The organism is Hymenobacter daeguensis (assembly GCF_054780555.1).
This window is the reverse complement of record NZ_BAAGWC010000045.1, coordinates 1-18,965: the sequence shown is the minus strand read 5'-3', so window position 1 is coordinate 18,965 and position 18,965 is coordinate 1. Positions and strand designations below refer to the sequence as shown.

The following is an 18,965-nucleotide window of genomic DNA, read 5'->3' as shown; positions in this document are numbered from 1 at the left end:
GCGCGGGCGGCCCGCCACGCCCGGGGCCCGCGCCACGGCGGCGGCCACGGCCGGCACCACTAACTTCTTTCGGCTACGGCTGCTTTCCCATGACCGTTCTCATCGTCGAAGACGAGCGCACGCTGGCCCGCGAGCTGGGCATTTTTCTCTACCAGCAGGGCTTTGCCTGCACTGTGGCGCGCACCGCCCGCGAGGCCCGCCAGCAGCTGGCCGACACCCCCTTCGACTTCGTGCTGCTGGACCTGGGCCTGCCCGATGGCGACGGCCTGACCGTATTGGCCGAAGCCAAGCAGCAGGGCCTCACGGCCGCTTTCGTCATTCTCACCGCGCGCGGGGCCGTGGAGGACCGCATCGGCGGCCTGGAGCTGGGCGCCGACGACTACCTGGCCAAGCCGTTTTCGCTGCCCGAGCTGCTGGCCCGCATGCACGCCATCACGCGGCGGCGCTTCGGGCTGCACCGGCCGCTGGCGGCGGCGGGGCCGTTCGAGCTCGATTTGCAGGCCCGGCGGCTGCTGTTTGGCGGGCAGGAAGTGAGCCTCTCGGTGAAGGAGTTCGACGTGCTGAGCTACCTCGTGCTGCACAAAAACCGCGTGATGACGCGCCTGCAGCTCACCGAGCACATCTGGGGCAACCTGCCGGAGTCGGGCTTCGACTCCAACTACATCGACGCCCACATCAAGAACCTGCGCAAAAAGCTGGGCCAGCATGCCGACGTGGACTGGCTCGAAACCGTGCGCGGCATCGGGTACCGGGCGCGGCTGTAGGCGGAAGAAGGCTTTGGTGCTTGGGGTCAGGTGTAGGGCCGTTTGTCATCCTGAGCGCAGCGAAGGACCTTATCACCGCTGAACAATTGGCAGTAATTTCCAACGGGTTTAGACGTGATAAGGTCCTTCGCTGCGCTCAGGATGACAGATGCCCCAATGCTCACCACCTAACACCCAGCCCCAACACTCACCACTTTACATGAAGCTCAGCACCAAATTCTCCCTCTTCAACGCGCTGTCGCGGGTGGCCATTCTGCTGGTGCTGGTGGGGGCGCTGCCGCTGGCCATGAGCCGGCTGGCCCGCCTGAGCACCGACCAGCGCCTAGCCCAGAAAAAGGAAAAGGTGCTGAAGCTGATTCGGCGCAACGGCATCTCGGCCTTCATCACCGACGACGAATCTTCCTACGGCAGCTACAACCTGCTGAAGGAGGAGTTTATTTCGCTGGAAGCCATTCCGCCCGGCCCCAGCATCAGCGGCATCGAGGACTCGAAGCGGGCCGTGGAGGACGAGATTGTGGAGTACCGCGTTCTGAGCTACTCCTTCGCCGACGCGGGCCAGAACTACCTGCTCGAAATCGGGCGCAGCACGGGCAGCATCGGCGAAACGGAGCGCAACTTCCGCCACTACGCGCTCTACATGCTGCTGGTGGCCGTGGCCCTGACCACGCTGGCCGACGTGGCGTTTTTCCGCTACCTGTTCGAGCCGTTCTACACCATCATCCGGCAGCGGCTGAAGAATGCCCAGCACCCGGCGGCGTTCAACTTCGCGCCCATCGAAACCAGCACCGACGACTTCCGCTACCTCGACGAGAGCCTTCGCGAGATGATGACCACCATCCAGGCCTCGTTTTCGAAGGAGCGCAAGTTCATTGCCGAAGCCTCGCACGAGCTGCTCACGCCCCTGGCCGCCCTGCAATACCGCTTCGACAACATGCTGGCCGACGACACCCTGAGCGAAGAAAACCAGCTGCGCGTGGTGGAGTCGCAGCGCACCGTACACCGGCTGCGCACCATCATCAAATCATTGCTGATGATTTCGAAGATTGAAAACGACCAGTTTGCCCGCACCGAGGCCGTGCCGCTGGCCCCGCTGGTGGCCGAAGTGTGCGAGGAAGTGCAGGACCGCCTGGCCGTGCTGGGCCTCACGCTGCACCAGGCCGTGGCGCCCGATTTCGTGGTCACGCGTGCCAACCGGGGCCTGCTCTTCACCCTGATTTATAACCTGGTGAGCAACGCCATCAAGTACAACCGCGCCGGCGGCCGCATCGACCTGCTGGGCCGCCCCGGCCCCGCCGGCCCCTACGTGCTGGAGGTGCGCGACACCGGCGTGGGCATTGCCCGCGAGCAGCTGCCGCGCCTGTTCCTGCCCTTCGACAAGGGCGCCGCCGCCGATGCCGACAGCTACGGCCTGGGCCTGAGCATTGCCCGCACCATTGCCGAGCTGCACGGCATCGCCCTGGAAGTCAATTCGATTGAGGGACTCGGCACGTCGTTCCTGCTCACGTTTCCGGAGCCGGCGGCGGGCGCGGTGTAGCGCGAGCACGGGCGCGTGGCGGCTTATCATGTTCGCATCATGTTGGCGGGGTAGGTTTGAATCGTCTTCTAACCCAAACCCCCATATTCCCATGAAAAAGCTGATGCTTTCCGCCGTCGCCCTGCTGTGCACGTTTGCCGCGCTGGCCCAAACCGCTCCCAAAGGCCACCACGGCGGCCACCATGGCGGGCACCACGGCCACCATGGCCACCACGGCGGCCACAAAACCAAGTAGTTGGCCGGTGCTTGCCTGCCGCTTTCCCTGTCATCAATCCTTGTAATTCCTTAATTTCCATGAAAAGCTTCCTCACGTTGTCCGTTGCCCTGTTGTGCTCGTTTGCCGCCTTGGCGCAGTCCACGCCCAGCCATCCCGGGGGCCGCAAGCACGGCAGCCACCAGGGCGAGCACCGCAAGAAAGGCAGCCACCAGGGCCAGCATCGGCACAAGGGCATGCACGCCGGCCAGCACTAGCCGGCCGGCGGCCTTCCGCCTCTCCGCCAAAGCCTCTCCGCAGCCGTCGGAGAGGCTTTTTTGGCTTTATCTTTCTTCCTGCTATTCCCTTTGCCCTTGAGCTCTTCCTTTACTCCCGCAGCCATGTTGCTAAGCGCCCTGTTAGGGGCCGGTGCCCACCGGGCCGCCGCCGCCCCCGCCCCCGCCGATACCACCGACGCGGACGTGCCCAAACGCAGCTTCTCGGCGGCCCTCGGCTACGGCAGCAACTCCACCTACTTCGGCCGCTCGCAGGCCGTGGCCTTCCCCTACCTCACCGCCGACTTCACCTACACGGCCAAAAACGGGCTCTACGCCTCGGTGGGCCTCTACAACCTGCTGAACACGCCCACCGCCCTTGACGAAACCGACCTGAGCGTGGGCTGGGACCACGACTTCGGCCAGACGCTGGACGTGTCGGTGAGCTACGCCCGGTTTTTCTTTCCGACCAACAGCCAGCTGGTGAAATCCAACGTGAACAACGCCGTAGATGCCGCGCTGGGCCAGGACTGGGGCGCGGTGTATTCGCGGCTGAGCGCCACGTATCTGTTCGGCAAATCCACCAGCAAGGGCGATGCGTTTCTGACCCTGGAAAACTCCCGCTCCTTCGAGATTCCGCACGTGCTCGGGGCCGACAACTACCTCACCATCGAGCCGCTGGTGAGCGTGGCGGCCGGCACGCAATCCTTTGCCGAAGCGGCCCTGGACAAGCGCCACGGGACCAGCAAAGTGCGCAACGTGCGGCGCTTCAGCGTGGTCGATTACGAGTTTTCGGTGCCCGTGAGCTACACCGTGGGCAAGCTGGAGCTAGCCGCCGGCTGGCGCTACGTGGTGCCCGTGAACCTGCCTGCCGACGACCTGGACTCGCGGGCGCTGTCTGTGTGGACGGCCGGGCTCACCTTCACGCTGTAGCGGCCGGGCCATTTTTTGGCCGCGCCCGTATCTGATTAGCGGAACCACCCGGATTCATTCTCTTTCCGCTAACTCATTCCGACGATGATGATTCGCTCGATACCAACCGCCGAATCAGTGAAGCGGCTGGCCCTGGCCGGCGCGGTGGCCCTGCTGGGCGCGTGCTCCGGCCAGGCCCCGCTGGAGCAGGCCAGCGGCGGCAACGGCCGCTCCACTGTCGTGCAGGCCGACACCACGGCCACGCTGCCCACCGAGGCCTGCGGCCTGCTCACGCCCGCCGAAGTGGCCAGCCTGACGGGCCGCCCCGTGCAGCAGCAAACGCAGGGCGAAGGCTGCCGCTTCGTGGAAGCCGACCAGCCCGCCAGCCCCGATGCCGTGGTGATGGTGTCGTTCCGCCCGGCGGCAGCCTTCCAGATTGCCCGGGCCGGCAACGACCTGAAGCGCAGTATTTCGCCGGTAAGCGGCCTGGGCCGCGAAGCCTATTACGACGACAGCCACGGCGACCTTTACGTGCAGCTGCCCGGCCGCACCCTCGTCATCGGCATGCCGCAACGCGTGAAGCGCTACTCGCGCGAGCGGATTGCGCCCGAGCTGGGCCGCCTGGCCGTGGCCCGGCTGGCCGCCCGCCAGGGCAGTTAACTCCCCTCCTTACCAAGGAGGGGACATTTTTGTGCAGCAAAAATCGGGGTGGTTGTGGCGTATGAGCATCGGCGAAGCAAACCGGCGGAAAGCTGGCAAGTGAACGATGGCAGCACGACCTGACCGCCCGTCGGTCAACGCCCACAACCACCCCAGCCGCCGCTTTGCGGCGGCGTCCCCTCCTTGGTAAGGAGGGGAGTGTGCGGCTTCGTAGCTTGCGGCACATTCTCGTTCGCTCATGAAAAAAATTGCTTTCGCCGGTCTTATAGCCGCGGCCCTCACCTCGGCCTGCAACCAGACCAAAACCTCCGAAACCGCCACCAGCAGCGCCGACGGCGCGGCGGCCACCGACACCACCAAGGGCCTCAACGGCCTGTTTGCCAGCTTCTGGGAGCGGCAGTCGCGGCTCGACCCGCTGTCGGCCACGGCGCAGGGCGACAACCGCTTCAACAACCTGCTGCCCAACGACCAGACCCAGGCCTTTCGGGACACGCTCAGCACGTTTTATCAGGATTATCTGACGCGGCTGGCGAAATTCGACCGCGCCAAGCTGGACGAGAACGATAAAATCAGCTACGACATCTTTCAGTACGACCTGAAGCAGCGCGTGGCCGGGCTAAAGCTGAACACCTGGATGATTCCGTTTCAGCAGTTCTGGGGGCTGCCCATCAGCATGGGGCAGTACGGCTCGGGGCAGGGTAACCAGCCCTTCAAGACGGTGCAGGACTATGACAACTGGCTGGGCCGGGTGCAGGGGTTCACGGTGTGGGCCGACTCGGCCATCGGCAACTTCCGGCGCGGCATGAAGGCCGGCGTGGTGCTGCCCAAAGCCCTGGTGGTGAAGATGCTGCCGCAGATGCGCGCCGCCGACATGCAGGTGACGGACCCTACCAAGTCGCTGTTTTACGGGCCGATAAATGCTTTCCCCAAAGACTTTTCGGATGCCGACAAGCAGCGCCTGACCGAGGCGTATAAGAAGGCCATTCTGACGCAGGTAGTGCCGACGTATAAGAAGCTGGGCGACTTTCTGGCCAACGAGTACCTGCCCAAATCCCGCGCCACCAGCGGCATCAACGCCGTGCCGGGCGGGCCGGAAATCTACCGCTACTACGTGAGCTACTGGACCACCACGGAGAAGACGCCGGCCGAAATCCACGCCCTGGGCCTGCGCGAAGTGGCCCGCCTGCGCGCCGAGATGGAGCGCATGAAAACCGAGCTGGGCTTCAAAGGCACGCTGCGCCAGTTCTTCGAAAGCCTGAAAACCAACCCCAAGGCCATGCCCTTCAAAACGGCCGAGGAGGTGCTGGCGGGCTTCCGCCGCATTCAGGAAACCATCGACCCGAACCTGAAAAAGATGTTCGGGCGCACGCCCAAAACGCCGTTCGAGATTCGGGAAACCGAAAAATTCCGCGAGGCCTCGGCCTCAGCCGAATACAACCAGGGCTCGCCGGACGGCACGCGGCCGGGCATCTTCTACGTGCCCATTCCCAAGCCCGCCGAGTACAACGTGACCCAGGGCATGGAGTCGCTGTTTCTGCACGAGGCCATTCCGGGCCACCACTACCAGATTTCGCTGCAGCAGGAAAACACCAGCCTGCCCAAGTTCCGCCAGTTTGCCGGCTACGGCGCCATGACCGAGGGCTGGGCGCTCTACTGCGAAAGCCTGGGCAAAGAGCTCGGCCTCTACAAAGACCCCTACCAGTACATCGGCGCGCTGAGCGACGAGATGCTGCGCGCCGTGCGCCTGGTGGTGGACACCGGCCTGCACACCGGCCAGATGACCCGCGAGCAAGCCATTGACTACATGCTCGATAACACGCCCGACAACAAGGAAAACGACACGGCCGCCATCGAGCGCTACATGGCCATTCCGGGCCAGGCGCTGGCCTACAAAATCGGCCAGCTCAAGATTCAGGAGCTGCGCGCCCGCTACACCAAGCAGCTCGGCAGTAAGTTCTCGCTCAGCAACTTCCACGATGAATTGCTGAAGGACGGCGTGATGCCATTGTCGGTACTCGAAACCAAGATGGACGCCTGGGCCGCTAAGCAGTAACCGTCTGCTTTGTTATCGAAGCTGTTTAAGTAACCCGCGTCGGAGCATTCCGGCGCGGGTTTTTTGTGAGCCGATTGCAGGACTGTGCACCGACGCTGAAACTGCGCCAATCGAAACGGGCGGCGCAGCGGGGTTCTGCAGAATTTCCGTCATTTACCGGATGAAAACGACGGTTCCAACCTCGTGGCTGCTGGTGCTGCTGCTGTGTGCGCTGCAAACCCGCCCGGCCCGCGCCCAGCGCCGCTTCGAGCTGGCCGACATCGGCAAAACGGTGAGCGTGACCGACCCGCAGCTCTCGCCCGACGGCCGGCAGGTACTCATCGTGGTTTCCCGGCCCAATCGCACCACCAACCGCCACGACGCGGAGGTAATTCTGGTGGACGTCGCCAGCGGCCGGCAGCGCGTGCTGGTGGCCGGCCGCCCCACCGTGAAGCAGCCGCGCTGGTCGCCCACCGGCGACCGGATGGCTTTTCTGGCCCGCACCGGCACGGGCAAGGATGCCCATACGCAGCTGTTCGTGCAGCCTTTTGAGGAAGCCGCCGAGGCGAAGGCCGTTACCAATGGCCCCACCAATGTGCAGCATTTCCGCTGGAGCCCCGACGGCAAAACCCTGGCCTACATCGCTGCCGACGAACCCACCAACCAGACAGAAGCTGAGCGCGGCAACGACAGCTTCGAGGTGGGTGACGGCAGCGTGACGCTCACCGCCGCGCCCACGCCCGACCACCTGTGGCTGGCCGACGCCAGCGGCACGCAGCCCGCCCGCCGCCTCACCAGCGGCTTCTGGAGCCTGCCCGACGACTCGTCCGAGCCTTTCGACTGGGCGCCCGACGGCCGCACGCTGGTCTTTGTGCGGCGCGCCACGCCCCAGACCGGCGACCAGCACGGCACGCTCTGCACTGTGGAGGTGGCCACTGGTGCCATTCGTCGCCTGAGCGGCCCGCCCCGGCAGCTCGACTTGCCCGCGTTTTCGCCCGATGGCCGCTGGATTGCCTACCAGACTCCACGCGACACGGCCTTTCTGGAAGGGCTGGAATTCCAGCTGATTCCGGCCGGCGGCGGGCCGCCGCGCCCCCTCACCCGCCCGCTCGACCGCAACCTGCAGCACGCCCTGTGGAGCCCGGACAGCAAAAGCCTGCTGGTGGGCGGCAACGACGGGCCCACGGTTTCCATCTGGCAGCAGGAGCTGAGCGGCCGCAGCCGCAGGCTGCCGCTGGGCGCGGTGTCGCCGAATGGCAGCTACTGGGTGGAAATGTCAGTGGGCCGGCGCAACGCCTTGGCCATTACCGCCAATGAGCCGGGCCGGCCGGCGGAGCTGTATTACCTGGCCTCGCCCACGGCCGCGCCGCGCCGCCTCACCGATTTCAACCACGAAACCGCCGCCCTGAAGCTGGGCCGCATGGAGGCCGTGGAGTGGCAATCGGACGAGTTGCGGCCAAACGGCATTCTTACGTACCCGCCTGATTTTGACCCCGCCAAAAAATACCCGCTGGTGCTGATGATGCACGGCGGGCCGTTCAATGCCTCGCGGACTGCATTTTACGGGCTGGGGCAGGCGGTGGCGGCGCGGGGCTACGTGGTGTTTCAACCCAACTACCGGGGCAGCGACAACCTGGGCTACGCCTTCCAGCGGGCCATTCGGAACGATGCGGGGGCCGGGCCGGGGCGCGACGTGCTGGCCGGCATCGCCGAGTTGGAACGGCGCGGCTGGGTCGATACCAGCCGCATTGCGCTGACCGGCGCCAGCTACGGCGGGTTTATGACGGCCTGGCTGCTGGGCGAGCCGCGCCGCTGGCGCTGCGCGGTGGCCGCCTCGGCCGTGGTCGATTTGCTGGACAGCTATAACCTGGGCGATAACAACGCCGCCAACGCCGCCCACTACGGCCCCTCGCCCTGGCTGAGCGCCGAAAACCTGGCCCGCTACCGGGCGCAGTCGCCCATTGCGCGGGCCCCGCGCTGGCACACGCCCACCCTCGTTCTGCACAATGTGAACGACTACCGCGTGCCCATCGCCAACGCCTACAAGCTCTACCACGCCCTGAAAGACAACCATGTGCCGGTGCGCTTCGTGGCCTTCCCCATCACGGCCCACGTTCCCTCCGACCCCGTGCGCAGCGCCGAGTGGAACCGCCTGTGGGTGGAGTGGCTCGACCAGTACCTGGGCCCTAACCCACCGCCGGCCAGATGAACCAAATAGCCCATGTGGAAGATGGTTTTTAGCGCCATTCTGCCAGTAGCTTTACCCGTATGAAAAAACCACTACTGCATCTCGGACAAAGCCTGCTCGTGGCGGCAGTGCTGGCGAACCCACTGGCGGCCCGTGCTCAGCCCACCCAGCCTTCCGCCAGTGCGCCAGTGCCGGCTGCCTGGTTTCCTTTTCAGGTTGACCGCCAGCTGAGCGTGGACCTGCCGCTGCCCCCGCGCCAATCGGCCGCGCCCGACATGGGCACGTTTACCATGCAGGCGTACAGCTCTTTCAGCAAAGCATCGCATTTTATGGTGATGCAGATGGAGCTGGCGCCGGGCGTTGAGCCCGATAATTCGGTGGGCCGAACGGACGTTTTCTACACCAGCCTCACCCAGGCCGTGCTGACTTCGATGAAAGCAGAACGACTAAGCCAGAAGTCCTTTCGCGTTGGCACAGCAGAAGGCCTGGCGGTTGATTTCCGCTTGAAAAACCCGCTGCCCGACTGGCCGCCCGGCGGCACCATGTGGGTGCTGCGCGCCGGCCGCGCCGCCTACCTGCTGGAATATTGGGGGGCGGAAGGCAGCGCCGTGGCGGCCAGTGAAAAAGCCCGGTTTCTGGCGTCCTTTCGCCTCAATGAAAAGCCCGGCACTGCTCCCACGGCAGCCGAAATTGCCCGGTTTCGGGTGGGCCGGTTTCGCTACCTCGATGCCCGGCACGGCCAGACCCTGGTGGAGCGCACCGACACCACCCAGACCGAAACCGACCCTGCCAAAGGCCTGCGCCTGGGCTTCGGCCTGCACTGGCAGGCCGACGGCTATGATATTACCATGCGCAGCAGCAGCGCCTCCAACGGGGCGGCACTCGTGGGCACAACTATGCACATCCGGCTAACCGGCGTCGAGGGCAATACCTACACCTACTGGGCCACCATCGAAGGAATGATTTTCACCGGCCGCATGCAGAAACTGGACTAGATTCGGCACTTGCAAGCACCCGCCATCTTACCTGCAATGAAACACTTGACTCACCTGGCCACGGCCGGACTGCTAACACTTTGCCTGAGCTTTCCGCCTCCCGCGCTGGCCCAGAAAAAGCCCGCCCCCAAACCGGCCAACGCGGAAAGCGCCATCCGCGAAGCCGACATCAAGCGCGACTTGTACGCCTTGGCCGGCGACCATTTCCGGGGCCGCGAGGCGGGTACGCTCGATGAGCTGAAGGCCTCGGCCTGGCTGGCCGAGCAGATTCGGGCCATCGGCCTGCTGCCGGCCGGCGACGATGGCACCTACTTCCAGTGGTTCAGCCTGCAGCGCACGCGCCTGACCCGGGCCAGCCGGCTCAGCATCGGCACGCACCAGCTGAAGCTGCACGAGGACGCGCTGGTGCTTGTGCCCACCACCTACGCCGCCACGGTGCCGCTGCTGTACGTGGGCACGGGCACGGCGGCCGAGCTGGCCAAAGCCGATGTGAAGGGCAAGGCCGTGGCGCTGCTGTTTTCGGGCACGCCGCCGCCGGAATCGAGCTTTCGCTACTACCTGCGGCAGGTGATGACCGATAAGTCGGCCGAGCTGCTGAAGGCGGGCGCGGCGGCCGTCATCTTCGTGGCCGATGCGCGGGCGCAGGCCATCTACGAGCACTGGGGCCACACCTACGAGCGGGGCCGCTACGGCCTGCCCGGCGATGCCGCCACCCAGCCGGTGAGCACGCCGCCCACCATTCTGCTGCCCGAGTCGGCCAAAGAGTGGGTGCAGCAGGCCGGCCAGCAGGTCAGCCTCGACCTGAAGGCCGAGAGCTTCCGCTACCCGTCCGTCAACATCGTGGCCAAGGTGCCCGGCACCGATGCCGAGCTGAAAAAGCAGTACGTCCTCTTCAGCACGCACCAGGACCACGACGGCGTGCGCGCCCCGGTGGCCGGCGATTCCATCTACAACGGGGCCGACGACAACGCCACCGGCTGTGCGGCGCTGCTGGCCATCATGCGGGCTTTTAAGCAGCAGCCGGCCCGGCGCTCGGCGCTGTTTGTGTTCCACGGGGCCGAGGAGCGGGGCCTGCTGGGCTCGCGCTACTACTCGGCCAATCCCACGGTGCCGCCGGCCGGCATCGTGGCCGTGCTCAATGCCGAGATGATGGGGCGCAACGTGGCCGACAGTGCGGCGCTGATTGGCTCGCAGCCGCCCCACCTCAACTCGTCCGATTTGGTGACAACCGCTTTGGCCGCCAACCAGGCCGGCCCTCGGTTCCGGCTCGACACCGAGTGGGACAAGCCCACCCACCCCGAGCGCTGGTACTTCCGCTCCGACCACTTGCCCTATGCCCGCCTGGGCATTCCGGCCGTGATGTTCACCACCCTGCTGCACCCCGACTACCACACGCCCCGCGACGAGCCCAAAACCATCGACTACCCCAAGCTGACCCGCATGACGCGGTGGATATACCTCACCGGCTGGGCCGTAGCCAACCGCACCGCTGCGCCAGCCCGCGAGCCCAACTTCAAGCTGGAGCGGTAGGGCCAATAAAATATCAACGAAATATTGCTGTTTTTTCTTTCTTACTGAATAACACGCTTACATTAGCAGCAAATCCCAAATCCGTTCCTCATGAAGCAGCTTTTGTTGGTCGCCTTATCACTCATTGGCCTCGAAGCAGCGGCCCAGCCGGGCAAGCGCCCCGTGGCGCCGGCCCGGCCGGCAGCCAAAGCTGCTGCCCCGGCCGGCGCCAATTCGGCCCCGCTGGCGGCGCTGTTTGAGCGCTACCACGACCGCTACAACCGCCTGTTTCCGCTGCAGGCCACGGCCGAAGGCGACCACCGCTTCGACGACAAGCTGCCCAACGACCAGACCCGCGTGTACCGCGACACGCTGAAGGCCTTCTATGGACACTACCTCGGGGCCCTGCGCAAGGTGGACCGGACCAAGCTCACGGCCAACGACAAAGTGAGCTACGACATGCTGCGCTACGAGCTGGAGCAGCGCCTGGCCGGCTTTCAGTTCGACAACTGGAAGATGCCGTTTAACCAGTTTTATGGCCTGCCCAATACCTTGCCGCAGCTGGCCTCGGGCAAGGGCGCGCAGCCCTTCAAAACGGTGAAGGACTACGACCGGTGGCTGGCCCGCCTGCGCAGCTTTCCGGCCTGGGCCGATTCGGCCATTGCCAACTTCCAGCGCGGCGAGCGCAGCGGCGTGGTGCTGCCCAAAGCCCTGGTGCCCAAGATGGTGAAGCAGCTGCGCGCCATTGCCTTCGGCGACCCCACGGCCAGCCTGTTTTACCAGCCCGTGCTGAATTTCCCCGGCACCTTCACGGCCGCCGACAAAACCCGGCTGACGGCCCTGTTTCAGAAGGCCATTCAGCGCGACGTGGTGAGGCCTTATCGCGACATGGCTGATTTTCTGGAGATTGAGTACCTGCCCAAAGCCCGCGCCACGTCGGGCATCAACGCGCTGCCGCAGGGCGCTGCCCGCTACGCCTACGCCGTGCAGGTGGGCACCACCACCAGCCGCACCCCGGCCCAGGTTTACGAAACCGGCCTGGCCGAAGTGGCCCGCATCAGGGCCGAGATGGACACCGCCAAAAACCGCACCGCATACAAGGGCGACCTCAAAGGCTACTTCAACTACGTGAACACCGACCCGAAATTCCGGCCCTTCAAGACCGAGCAGGAGGTTATCAGCGCTTTCCGGGGCATTCAGGGGCGCGTCGAGCTTAAGCTGCCGGACCTGTTCAACCGGGGCCCCAAGACGCCGTTTGAGGTGCGCGCCACCGAAGCCTACCGCGCGGCTTCGGCCTCGGCCCAATATTACCGGGGCGCGCCCGACGGCTCGCGGCCGGGCATTTTCTACGTGCCCATTCTCGATGCCACCCGGTACAACACCGTGGCCAACCCGGCCATGGAAACCCTGTTTTTGCACGAAGCCCTGCCGGGGCACCACTTCCAGGTGTCGATGCAGCAGGAGAACACCAGCCTGCCCAAGTTCCGGCGCTTCGGCGGCTACTCGGCCTGCAGCGAAGGCTGGGGCCTGTACTGCGAAGGCCTGGGCAGGCAGCTGGGCCTCTACACCGACCCCAACCAGTACATGGGCCACCTGGGGGCCGAAATGCACCGCGCCCTACGCCTCGTGACCGACGTGGGCCTGCACACCGGCAAGCTCACCCGCGAGCAGGCCATTCAGTACATGATGGATAACGAGGCCATCTCGGAGCAGGGCGCTACGGCCGAGGTGGAGCGCTACATGGCCATTCCGGGCCAGGCGCTGAGCTACAAAACCGGCCAGCTCAAGCTCAACGAGCTGCGCGACCGGTACCGCCGGCAGCTGGGCCCGAAGTTCGACCTGCGCGCTTTTCACGACGAGCTGCTGAGCATCGGCTCGATGCCGCTGGCCGTGCTCGAAACCCGCATGGACGCCTGGGCCGCCAGCGTGAAGTAGGCCGCAGGCAAATAATAAAAAGCCCCAACGCATCCCGCCCCCCGCAAACCACGTTGAGCCGGTATCTGCTGTTCAACCCTGTTTGCGTGATGCGCTTAACCAATTCCGAGCTGGCCTTCGTGCTGGGCCGCCTGCTGCTGGGCGTGGCTTTTCTGACGCATTTGCTGGTGCGGCTGCCCAAGCTGGCGGCGTTTCAGGCGGGCATGGTGAAGCAGTTTGCTTCTTCCATGCTGCCCGAAATGCTGGTGCGGCCCTTCGCGGCAGTGCTGCCGTTTGTGGAAGGCGGCATTGGCCTGCTGCTCATCATCGGTCTGTTTACCCGCCCGGCCCTGGCCGCGGCCCTGCTGCTGATGACTGTGCTGGTATTCGGCAGCAGCCTGCTGGAGCAGTGGGCCACGGTAGGCACGCAGCTGGTGTACGGGCTGTTTCTGTTTGTCCTCATCCTGCACTGCCAGCACAACCGCCTCTGCCTCGACCGCACCCCGGCCGGGAACGTGCACTAACCCAACTCCACCCGATGCGCCACCTCACCGCCGCCGACATCGCCGGCTTCGAAAAAATCTACCGCCTCAACCTCGTCAACGGCCTGCCCGGCTTCAAGCCGGCCAACCTCGTGGGCACCGCCGCGCCCGATGGCCGCACCAACCTGGCGGTGTTCAGCTCGGCCCTGCACCTGGGCTCCGACCCTGCCCTGCTGGGCATCGTGACGCGGCCCACCACCGTGCCGCGCCACACCTACGCCAACCTCAAAGCCAGCGGCTGCTACACCCTGAACCATGTGCCCGTGGCGCTGGCCGCAGCGGCCCACTACACCTCGGCCAATTTCCCCGACGATGTTTCGGAGTTCGACGCGTGCGGCTTCACGGCCGCGTGGCGCGACGATTTTCCCGCGCCCTACGTGGCCGAAAGCCCGCTCAGCATTGGCCTGCGGCTGCTTGAGGAGCATGCCATCAGCAACGGCACCGTGCTGCTGGTGGGCACCGTGGAGCACGTGTACCTGCCCGAAGAAGGCCTGCGTGCCGATGGCACCCTGGACCTGGCGGCGCTGGCCACGGCCTGCATCTCGGGCCTCGATGGCTACCACGCCGTGCAGCCGCCCGTGCGCTTCGGCTACGCCCGGCCGGGCCAGCCGCCGGTGCCGCTGTAGCGACCGGCAGCCACTGGCCATTTCAACGCAAAAAGCCCGCTGCTAAGAAAGCAGCGGGCTTTTTGCCGCATGGCAGGCGGCAATCTATTTTTTGGTTTCTTCCAGCTGGCCACTGGCGGTTTGGGTGGCCGTTGCGCTGCTGCCGGCCGGGGCCGAGTCGAGCTGCTCTTTCACGGTGCCGTTCTTGATGGCCGTGGCCGAGCCCGTGCCGATGGGCGTGGTGGCCTTGGGCTGGTTGTTGATGCTGTCGCGGTTGACGTCCGAGTTGTGCCAGCCGGGCGGGTTGGTGAAACCGTGCTTGAATTGAACGTTGTCGCCGGGGCTCCAACGGTAGTCGCAGGACGAAAGCGAGGCCGCCAGGGCGGTGCCCAGCAGCAAGGCCAGGGCGGGACGAGTGGAAAGCTTCATGAAGTAGTGCTTGGGATTGGTGCTGCAAAGTACGTTGATTTCGGCCGGAAGGCCAACGCAATACCGGCCGGGCCGTTACTTTCGGGCCATTCGCCTTTTTAGCCCGTTTCCACCATGTCCGATTCCGATGCCCCCCAGCCTTCCCGCTTCCGCCGTGCCCTGGGGGCCGTGGGGCGGGCCGCCCTGCTGCCCGTGCGCGGGGCCAGCTACGTGGTGCGTGCCGGCCAGGCCCACCAGCATTTTTTCCTGCCGGTGCTCAACGGCGCCCTCGGCGACCAGCTGGCCGCCCGCTTCGACCCGCGCGCCATCCGGATGAGCTTCCGGCGCGGCGGGCACGACGTGCCCGTGGCCGAGCTGCGCCTGACGGAGCCGCGCCAGAAAACCGTGGTGTACGTGCACGGCCTGATGGGCGACGAGCTTATCTGGCAAACCGGGTTTCAGGACCCGCCCGGCAGCCGGCGCTACGGCCCGCGCCTGGCCGAGGAAACCCGCAGCCGCGCCCTCTACCTGCGCTTCAACTCCGGCCTGCACCTCTCCGAAAACGGCCGCCAGCTCAGCCGCCTCCTCACTGAGCTGGTCGAAACCTACCCCGACGCCGTGGGCGAACTGGTGCTGGTGGGCCACAGCATGGGCGGGCTCATCATTCGCTCGGCGGGCTACTACGCTGCGCTTAATGAGGAATTGGAGAAAGAGTCCGCAGCAACAGCCGATGCCAATTCCTCATTCTTCCTTCCTCCTTCCTCATTAAGCGCAGCGCCCTGGCTGGCGCACCTGCGCTCGGTGTTCCTCATCGGCACGCCCAACGACGGCTCGTGGCTGGAGCAGAACTCGCACTTCACGGCGCGGCTGCTGGAGCGCATCAACCTGTTTCCGACGCGGTTTCTGAGCAAGGCGCTCAACCAGCGCAGCAACGGCATCAAGGACCTGCGCTACTCCATTCTAGTGGACGAGGACTGGCAGGACGCCCACGCCAACGACCTCACGCCGCCGCGCACGCCCGTGCCGCCGCTGCCCGGCGTGCAGTACCACATTCTGGTGGGCGCGTGGCTGCGCACCTCGCGGCCGGCCGCCCTGCGCGAGTATTTCGGCGATGGGCTGGTGGGCAAAGGCAGCGCCCACGGCCACGCCACCTTCGGCGATGAGGCCGGGCTGCCGGCCGGGGCCAGCGTGCGCACGGCCGTGTTTGGCCAGCAGCACCACGGCGGCCTGCTCACGCACCCGGAGGTGTTTCAGTACCTCAAGCACTGGGCGTAGGCCCCGACTGGCAGCAGGCGGCAGGTGGCGGAGGGCGAAGGCGAAGCATTGCTTTTGCCGGCGCCGTGCCAGCGCTACGCAGACCAACGGACATTCCCTCCCAGCTGCTCGCCAATGAATTCCAGCGGCGGCGGGCGCAGCGGCATCGCCTCGACACGGGGCTACGGATAGATTGCCCGCACTTAGCCGGCTGCCCGGGTAACGATGACAACAAAAGGGCCGGGTACGTGGTAAGAAAGGTGCTCTCCTTCCACTATATGCCCTCCTCTGCTCCCGATATCATCCTGTTCGACGGGGTGTGCAACCTCTGCAACGGTTTTGTGCAGTTCATTATCCGGCACGATGCGGCGGCGCGGTTTCGCTTTGCCGCCCTGCAAAGCGACGCCGGACGCGAGCTGCTGGCCGCGCATGGGGTGGCACCCGCGGCAATTGCCGCCGCCCCCGAATCGGTGCTGCTGCTGAGCGGCGGGCAGCTGTATTCGCACTCCGATGCAGTGCTGCGCATTGCCCGGGGGCTGGGGGGCGGCTGGCAATTGCTGGCGGTGGGCAAGCTGCTGCCACGTTCCTGGCGCGATGCCGCGTACCGCTTTGTAGCCCGCCACCGCTACCGCTGGTTTGGCCGGCAGGAAAGCTGCTGGCTGCCCACGCCGGCCCTGCAAGCCCGCTTCCTGTAGCTGCGTTGCGCGGCGCGGCAGCATGAGGCTCATTCCCAGCACCAAACCGGTTATTCCGGAGGATGGCGGGGCAGTTGTCCGGTTTAGCTTATTCTTGTATTGTTTTTCATTTTTACAGAAAAAATGATTACTTTACTGTGCCTAAATACTTAAAAATCGAATTATTTAGCCGCAATAAGTCATTAGTTATATTTTATACGTAATTACTTCTATGAAACCATTCTACCGCAAGGCAGCTCTTGTCTTGTTCCAACTGCTGCTTTTCGGAATCCAGCCAAGCTGGGCCCAGACTCCGGGGGAACTGTGGCAGCCCGTGGCTGCCCCCATGGCGCGTGGCAGCGCCGCGCAGCCGGGCCGCTGGTTCCGGCTCGATGCCAGCCAGCTGGCCGAGCGCCTGGCCGGTGCCCCGCCCGAAACCAACCGCCCGGCCGCCGTGCCCCTGGAGCTGCCCGCGCCCGACGGCACCCTGCACCGCTTTGCCCTGACGCTGGTGCCGGTGCTCTCCCCCGCCCTCGCCGCCCGCTACCCCGGCATTCGCACCTATGCCGGCCAAAGCCCCGACGACCCCACGGCCACTGTGCGGCTCGAAACCTCGCCGGGCGGGCTGCACGCCCAGGTGCTCTCCCTCACCCGTTCGTTCAGCATCGAAACCGACGGGGCCGGCCGCTACCAAAGCCATGCTGATGCGCCTGGGGCGTTTGCCTGCCAGGCCCTGCCGGTGCCGGGCCGGCGGCTGCGCGCCACCAGCGGCAGCACGCCCCCGCCGCCGCCCGCGCCCTACGGCAGCCAGCTCTGCACGCTGCGCCTGGCGCTGGCTGCCACCGGCGAGTATGCCCAGAACCTGGGCCAGGGCTCCGTGGCGGGCACCCTGGCCAGCATGGCTTCGCTGGTGAGTGCGGTGAATGCCGTGTATGAGCGCGACCTGGCCGTGCGCCTGCAGCTGGTGGGCAACGACGACCGGCTCATTTACCTCAACGCTGCCACCGACCCTTTCGACAACGACAACCCCGGCAGCCTGATGACCAGCAACCAGGCCGTGGTGGACCAGGCCATTGGCAACGCCAGCTACGACCTGGCCCATGTGCTGGGCTACCGCAGCGGCGGCTACTCGGGCGTGGCCTACATCGACGTGGTGTGCTACGACCCCTACAAGGGCGGCGGGGCATCCACGGGCGGCTCGGCGGCGCTTCTGGCCACTGTGGCCACCCACGAGCTGGGCCACCAGCTGGGCTCCAGCCACACCTTCAACGGCGACAAGGGCAACTGCGGGGGCGGCAACCGCACGCCCGGCATGGCCTACGAGCCGGGGGCGGGCAACACCATCATGGCCTACGACCAGCGCTGCTACCCCGACGACGTGGGCCCCGGCATCGGCTACTTCCACGCGGCCAGCCTCAGCGCCATTCGGCCGGGGGTGCAGTGCGGCACCTTCACGGCCACCGGCAACCGGCCGCCCGTGGTGGCCGTGCCGCGCAGCAATGCCTACGTCATTCCGCGGGGCACCCCTTTTGCCCTGACGGGCAGCGCCTCCGACCCCGACAACGAGCCCCTGACCTACTCCTGGGAGCAGCTGGACCTGGGCAACCCCAGCGGCCTGGCCGGCGCGGCCACCGATGCCAGCGGGCCGCCGCTCTTCCGCAGCTTTGCGCCCAGCCCCAGCCCCACCCGCACCTTTCCGAAGCTGAGCGCGCTGCTGGCCAACGCGCCTTCGCTGGGCGAAACGCTGCCCCTGGTGCCCCGCGCGCTCAGCTTCCGCTTCACGGCGCGCGATGGGCGCGGCGGCGTGGACGGGGCCAACCTGACGCTGGCCGTGGCCGATGCCGGCCCTTTTGCCATTACTGCCCCCAGCGGCCCCGTCACGGCAGCCCCCAATAGCTTTCTCAACCTGGCCTGGACGGTGCTGGGCACCGACCAGGCCCCGGTGAGCTGCGCCAACGTGCGGGTGGTGTTTTCGGTCGATGAAGGCCAGAGCTTTCCGCTGGTGCTGCTGGCCAGCACCCCCAACAACGGCGCGGCCACCGTGCAGCTGCCCAACCTGAACACTTCCCGGGGCCGCATCGAGATTCAGGCCATCGGCAACCTGTTCTTTGCCCTCAACGATGCCGCCATCACCCTGGCCGGGCCGCTGCCGGTAGAGCTCACGGCCTTCACCGCCGAAGCCCGCAATGCCGCCGCCTACCTGGCCTGGACCACGGCTTCGGAGAAAAACAACCTTGGGTTTGCCGTTGAAGCCTCGGCCGATGGCCGGGATTTTCGCCGCGTGGGCTGGGTGCCGGGGGCGGGCAGCAGCACCCGGCCCAGCTACTATGAGTTTGCCGATGGCACGCTGGCCGCCGCGCCCGGCCCCACGGCCTACTACCGCCTGCGCCAGACCAATGCCGACGGCACCACTGCTTTTTCGCCGGTGCGGGCCGTGCCGGTGCCCGCCGGCCCGCCGGCCCGCCTGCGGCTGTGGCCCAACCCGGCGCGGGGCAGCCTCACCGTG

Annotated in this window: 17 protein-coding genes; 16 read left to right on the top strand and 1 reads right to left on the bottom strand. The window is 66.0% G+C overall.

From position 1 onward, the window contains the following. Window positions 1-89: 89 nt before the first annotated feature. The 13 genes from ACYVHT_RS22770 (at window position 90) to ACYVHT_RS22710 (ending at window position 14,144) form a co-directional block, all read left to right on the top strand. Window positions 90-764: a response regulator transcription factor gene (locus tag ACYVHT_RS22770; protein ID WP_460557615.1), complete on the top strand. Its 675-nt coding sequence runs from the start codon at window positions 90-92 to the stop codon at window positions 762-764. Between the two features lie 199 nt (window positions 765-963). Next, window positions 964-2,298: a sensor histidine kinase gene (locus ACYVHT_RS22765; RefSeq protein WP_460557613.1), complete on the top strand. Its 1,335-nt coding sequence runs from the start codon at window positions 964-966 to the stop codon at window positions 2,296-2,298. Window positions 2,299-2,389: 91 nt separating this feature from the next. Beyond that, window positions 2,390-2,533, top strand: a complete 144-nt coding sequence (locus ACYVHT_RS22760) for a hypothetical protein (RefSeq protein ID WP_460557612.1) — start codon at window positions 2,390-2,392, stop codon at window positions 2,531-2,533. Window positions 2,534-2,592: 59 nt separating this feature from the next. Next, on the top strand, window positions 2,593-2,769 hold the full coding sequence (locus tag ACYVHT_RS22755) for a hypothetical protein (protein ID WP_460557610.1): 177 nt from the start codon (window positions 2,593-2,595) through the stop codon (window positions 2,767-2,769). A 123-nt stretch (window positions 2,770-2,892) separates the two neighbouring features. Continuing rightward, window positions 2,893-3,699 carry a hypothetical protein gene (locus ACYVHT_RS22750; protein WP_460557608.1) on the top strand — a complete coding sequence of 269 codons (807 nt, stop codon included), beginning with the start codon at window positions 2,893-2,895 and terminating at the stop codon, window positions 3,697-3,699. A gap of 84 nt (window positions 3,700-3,783) precedes the next feature. After that, window positions 3,784-4,338 carry a hypothetical protein gene (locus tag ACYVHT_RS22745; RefSeq protein ID WP_460557606.1) on the top strand — a complete coding sequence of 185 codons (555 nt, stop codon included), beginning with the start codon at window positions 3,784-3,786 and terminating at the stop codon, window positions 4,336-4,338. A 238-nt stretch (window positions 4,339-4,576) separates the two neighbouring features. Continuing rightward, window positions 4,577-6,391 carry a DUF885 domain-containing protein gene (locus ACYVHT_RS22740; protein WP_460557604.1) on the top strand — a complete coding sequence of 605 codons (1,815 nt, stop codon included), beginning with the start codon at window positions 4,577-4,579 and terminating at the stop codon, window positions 6,389-6,391. Between the two features lie 160 nt (window positions 6,392-6,551). Beyond that, window positions 6,552-8,579: an alpha/beta hydrolase family protein gene (locus tag ACYVHT_RS22735; RefSeq protein WP_460557602.1), complete on the top strand. Its 2,028-nt coding sequence runs from the start codon at window positions 6,552-6,554 to the stop codon at window positions 8,577-8,579. Between the two features lie 59 nt (window positions 8,580-8,638). After that, window positions 8,639-9,553 carry a hypothetical protein gene (locus tag ACYVHT_RS22730; protein ID WP_460557600.1) on the top strand — a complete coding sequence of 305 codons (915 nt, stop codon included), beginning with the start codon at window positions 8,639-8,641 and terminating at the stop codon, window positions 9,551-9,553. Between the two features lie 36 nt (window positions 9,554-9,589). Further along, window positions 9,590-11,083, top strand: coding sequence for a M28 family metallopeptidase (locus ACYVHT_RS22725; RefSeq protein ID WP_460557598.1), 1,494 nt, complete (start codon window positions 9,590-9,592; stop codon window positions 11,081-11,083). A 90-nt stretch (window positions 11,084-11,173) separates the two neighbouring features. Then, the gene (locus tag ACYVHT_RS22720) at window positions 11,174-12,997 is read left to right on the top strand and encodes a DUF885 domain-containing protein (protein ID WP_460557596.1); all 1,824 of its coding nucleotides are present in this window, start codon (window positions 11,174-11,176) and stop codon (window positions 12,995-12,997) included. Between the two features lie 89 nt (window positions 12,998-13,086). Continuing rightward, window positions 13,087-13,500, top strand: coding sequence for a MauE/DoxX family redox-associated membrane protein (locus ACYVHT_RS22715; RefSeq protein ID WP_460557594.1), 414 nt, complete (start codon window positions 13,087-13,089; stop codon window positions 13,498-13,500). Window positions 13,501-13,514: 14 nt separating this feature from the next. Beyond that, entirely contained in the window at window positions 13,515-14,144 is a 630-nt protein-coding gene (locus tag ACYVHT_RS22710; RefSeq protein WP_460557592.1) for a flavin reductase family protein, read from the top strand. Between the two features lie 84 nt (window positions 14,145-14,228). Here the strand turns inward: ACYVHT_RS22710 and ACYVHT_RS22705 are convergent, their stop codons facing one another. Further along, complete coding sequence (locus ACYVHT_RS22705; RefSeq protein WP_460557590.1) at window positions 14,229-14,552, bottom strand: hypothetical protein; 324 nt, start codon at window positions 14,550-14,552, stop codon at window positions 14,229-14,231. A 114-nt stretch (window positions 14,553-14,666) separates the two neighbouring features. Here ACYVHT_RS22705 and ACYVHT_RS22700 point away from each other — a divergent pair, with 114 nt between their 5' ends. The 3 genes from ACYVHT_RS22700 to ACYVHT_RS22690 all read left to right on the top strand — a co-directional run. Beyond that, window positions 14,667-15,806, top strand: a complete 1,140-nt coding sequence (locus ACYVHT_RS22700; RefSeq protein ID WP_460557588.1) for an esterase/lipase family protein — start codon at window positions 14,667-14,669, stop codon at window positions 15,804-15,806. A gap of 257 nt (window positions 15,807-16,063) precedes the next feature. Next, on the top strand, window positions 16,064-16,480 hold the full coding sequence (locus tag ACYVHT_RS22695; RefSeq protein WP_460557586.1) for a thiol-disulfide oxidoreductase DCC family protein: 417 nt from the start codon (window positions 16,064-16,066) through the stop codon (window positions 16,478-16,480). Between the two features lie 211 nt (window positions 16,481-16,691). Continuing rightward, a partial coding sequence (locus ACYVHT_RS22690; protein WP_460557584.1) for a reprolysin-like metallopeptidase occupies window positions 16,692-18,965 on the top strand: 2,274 nt, incomplete at its 3' end.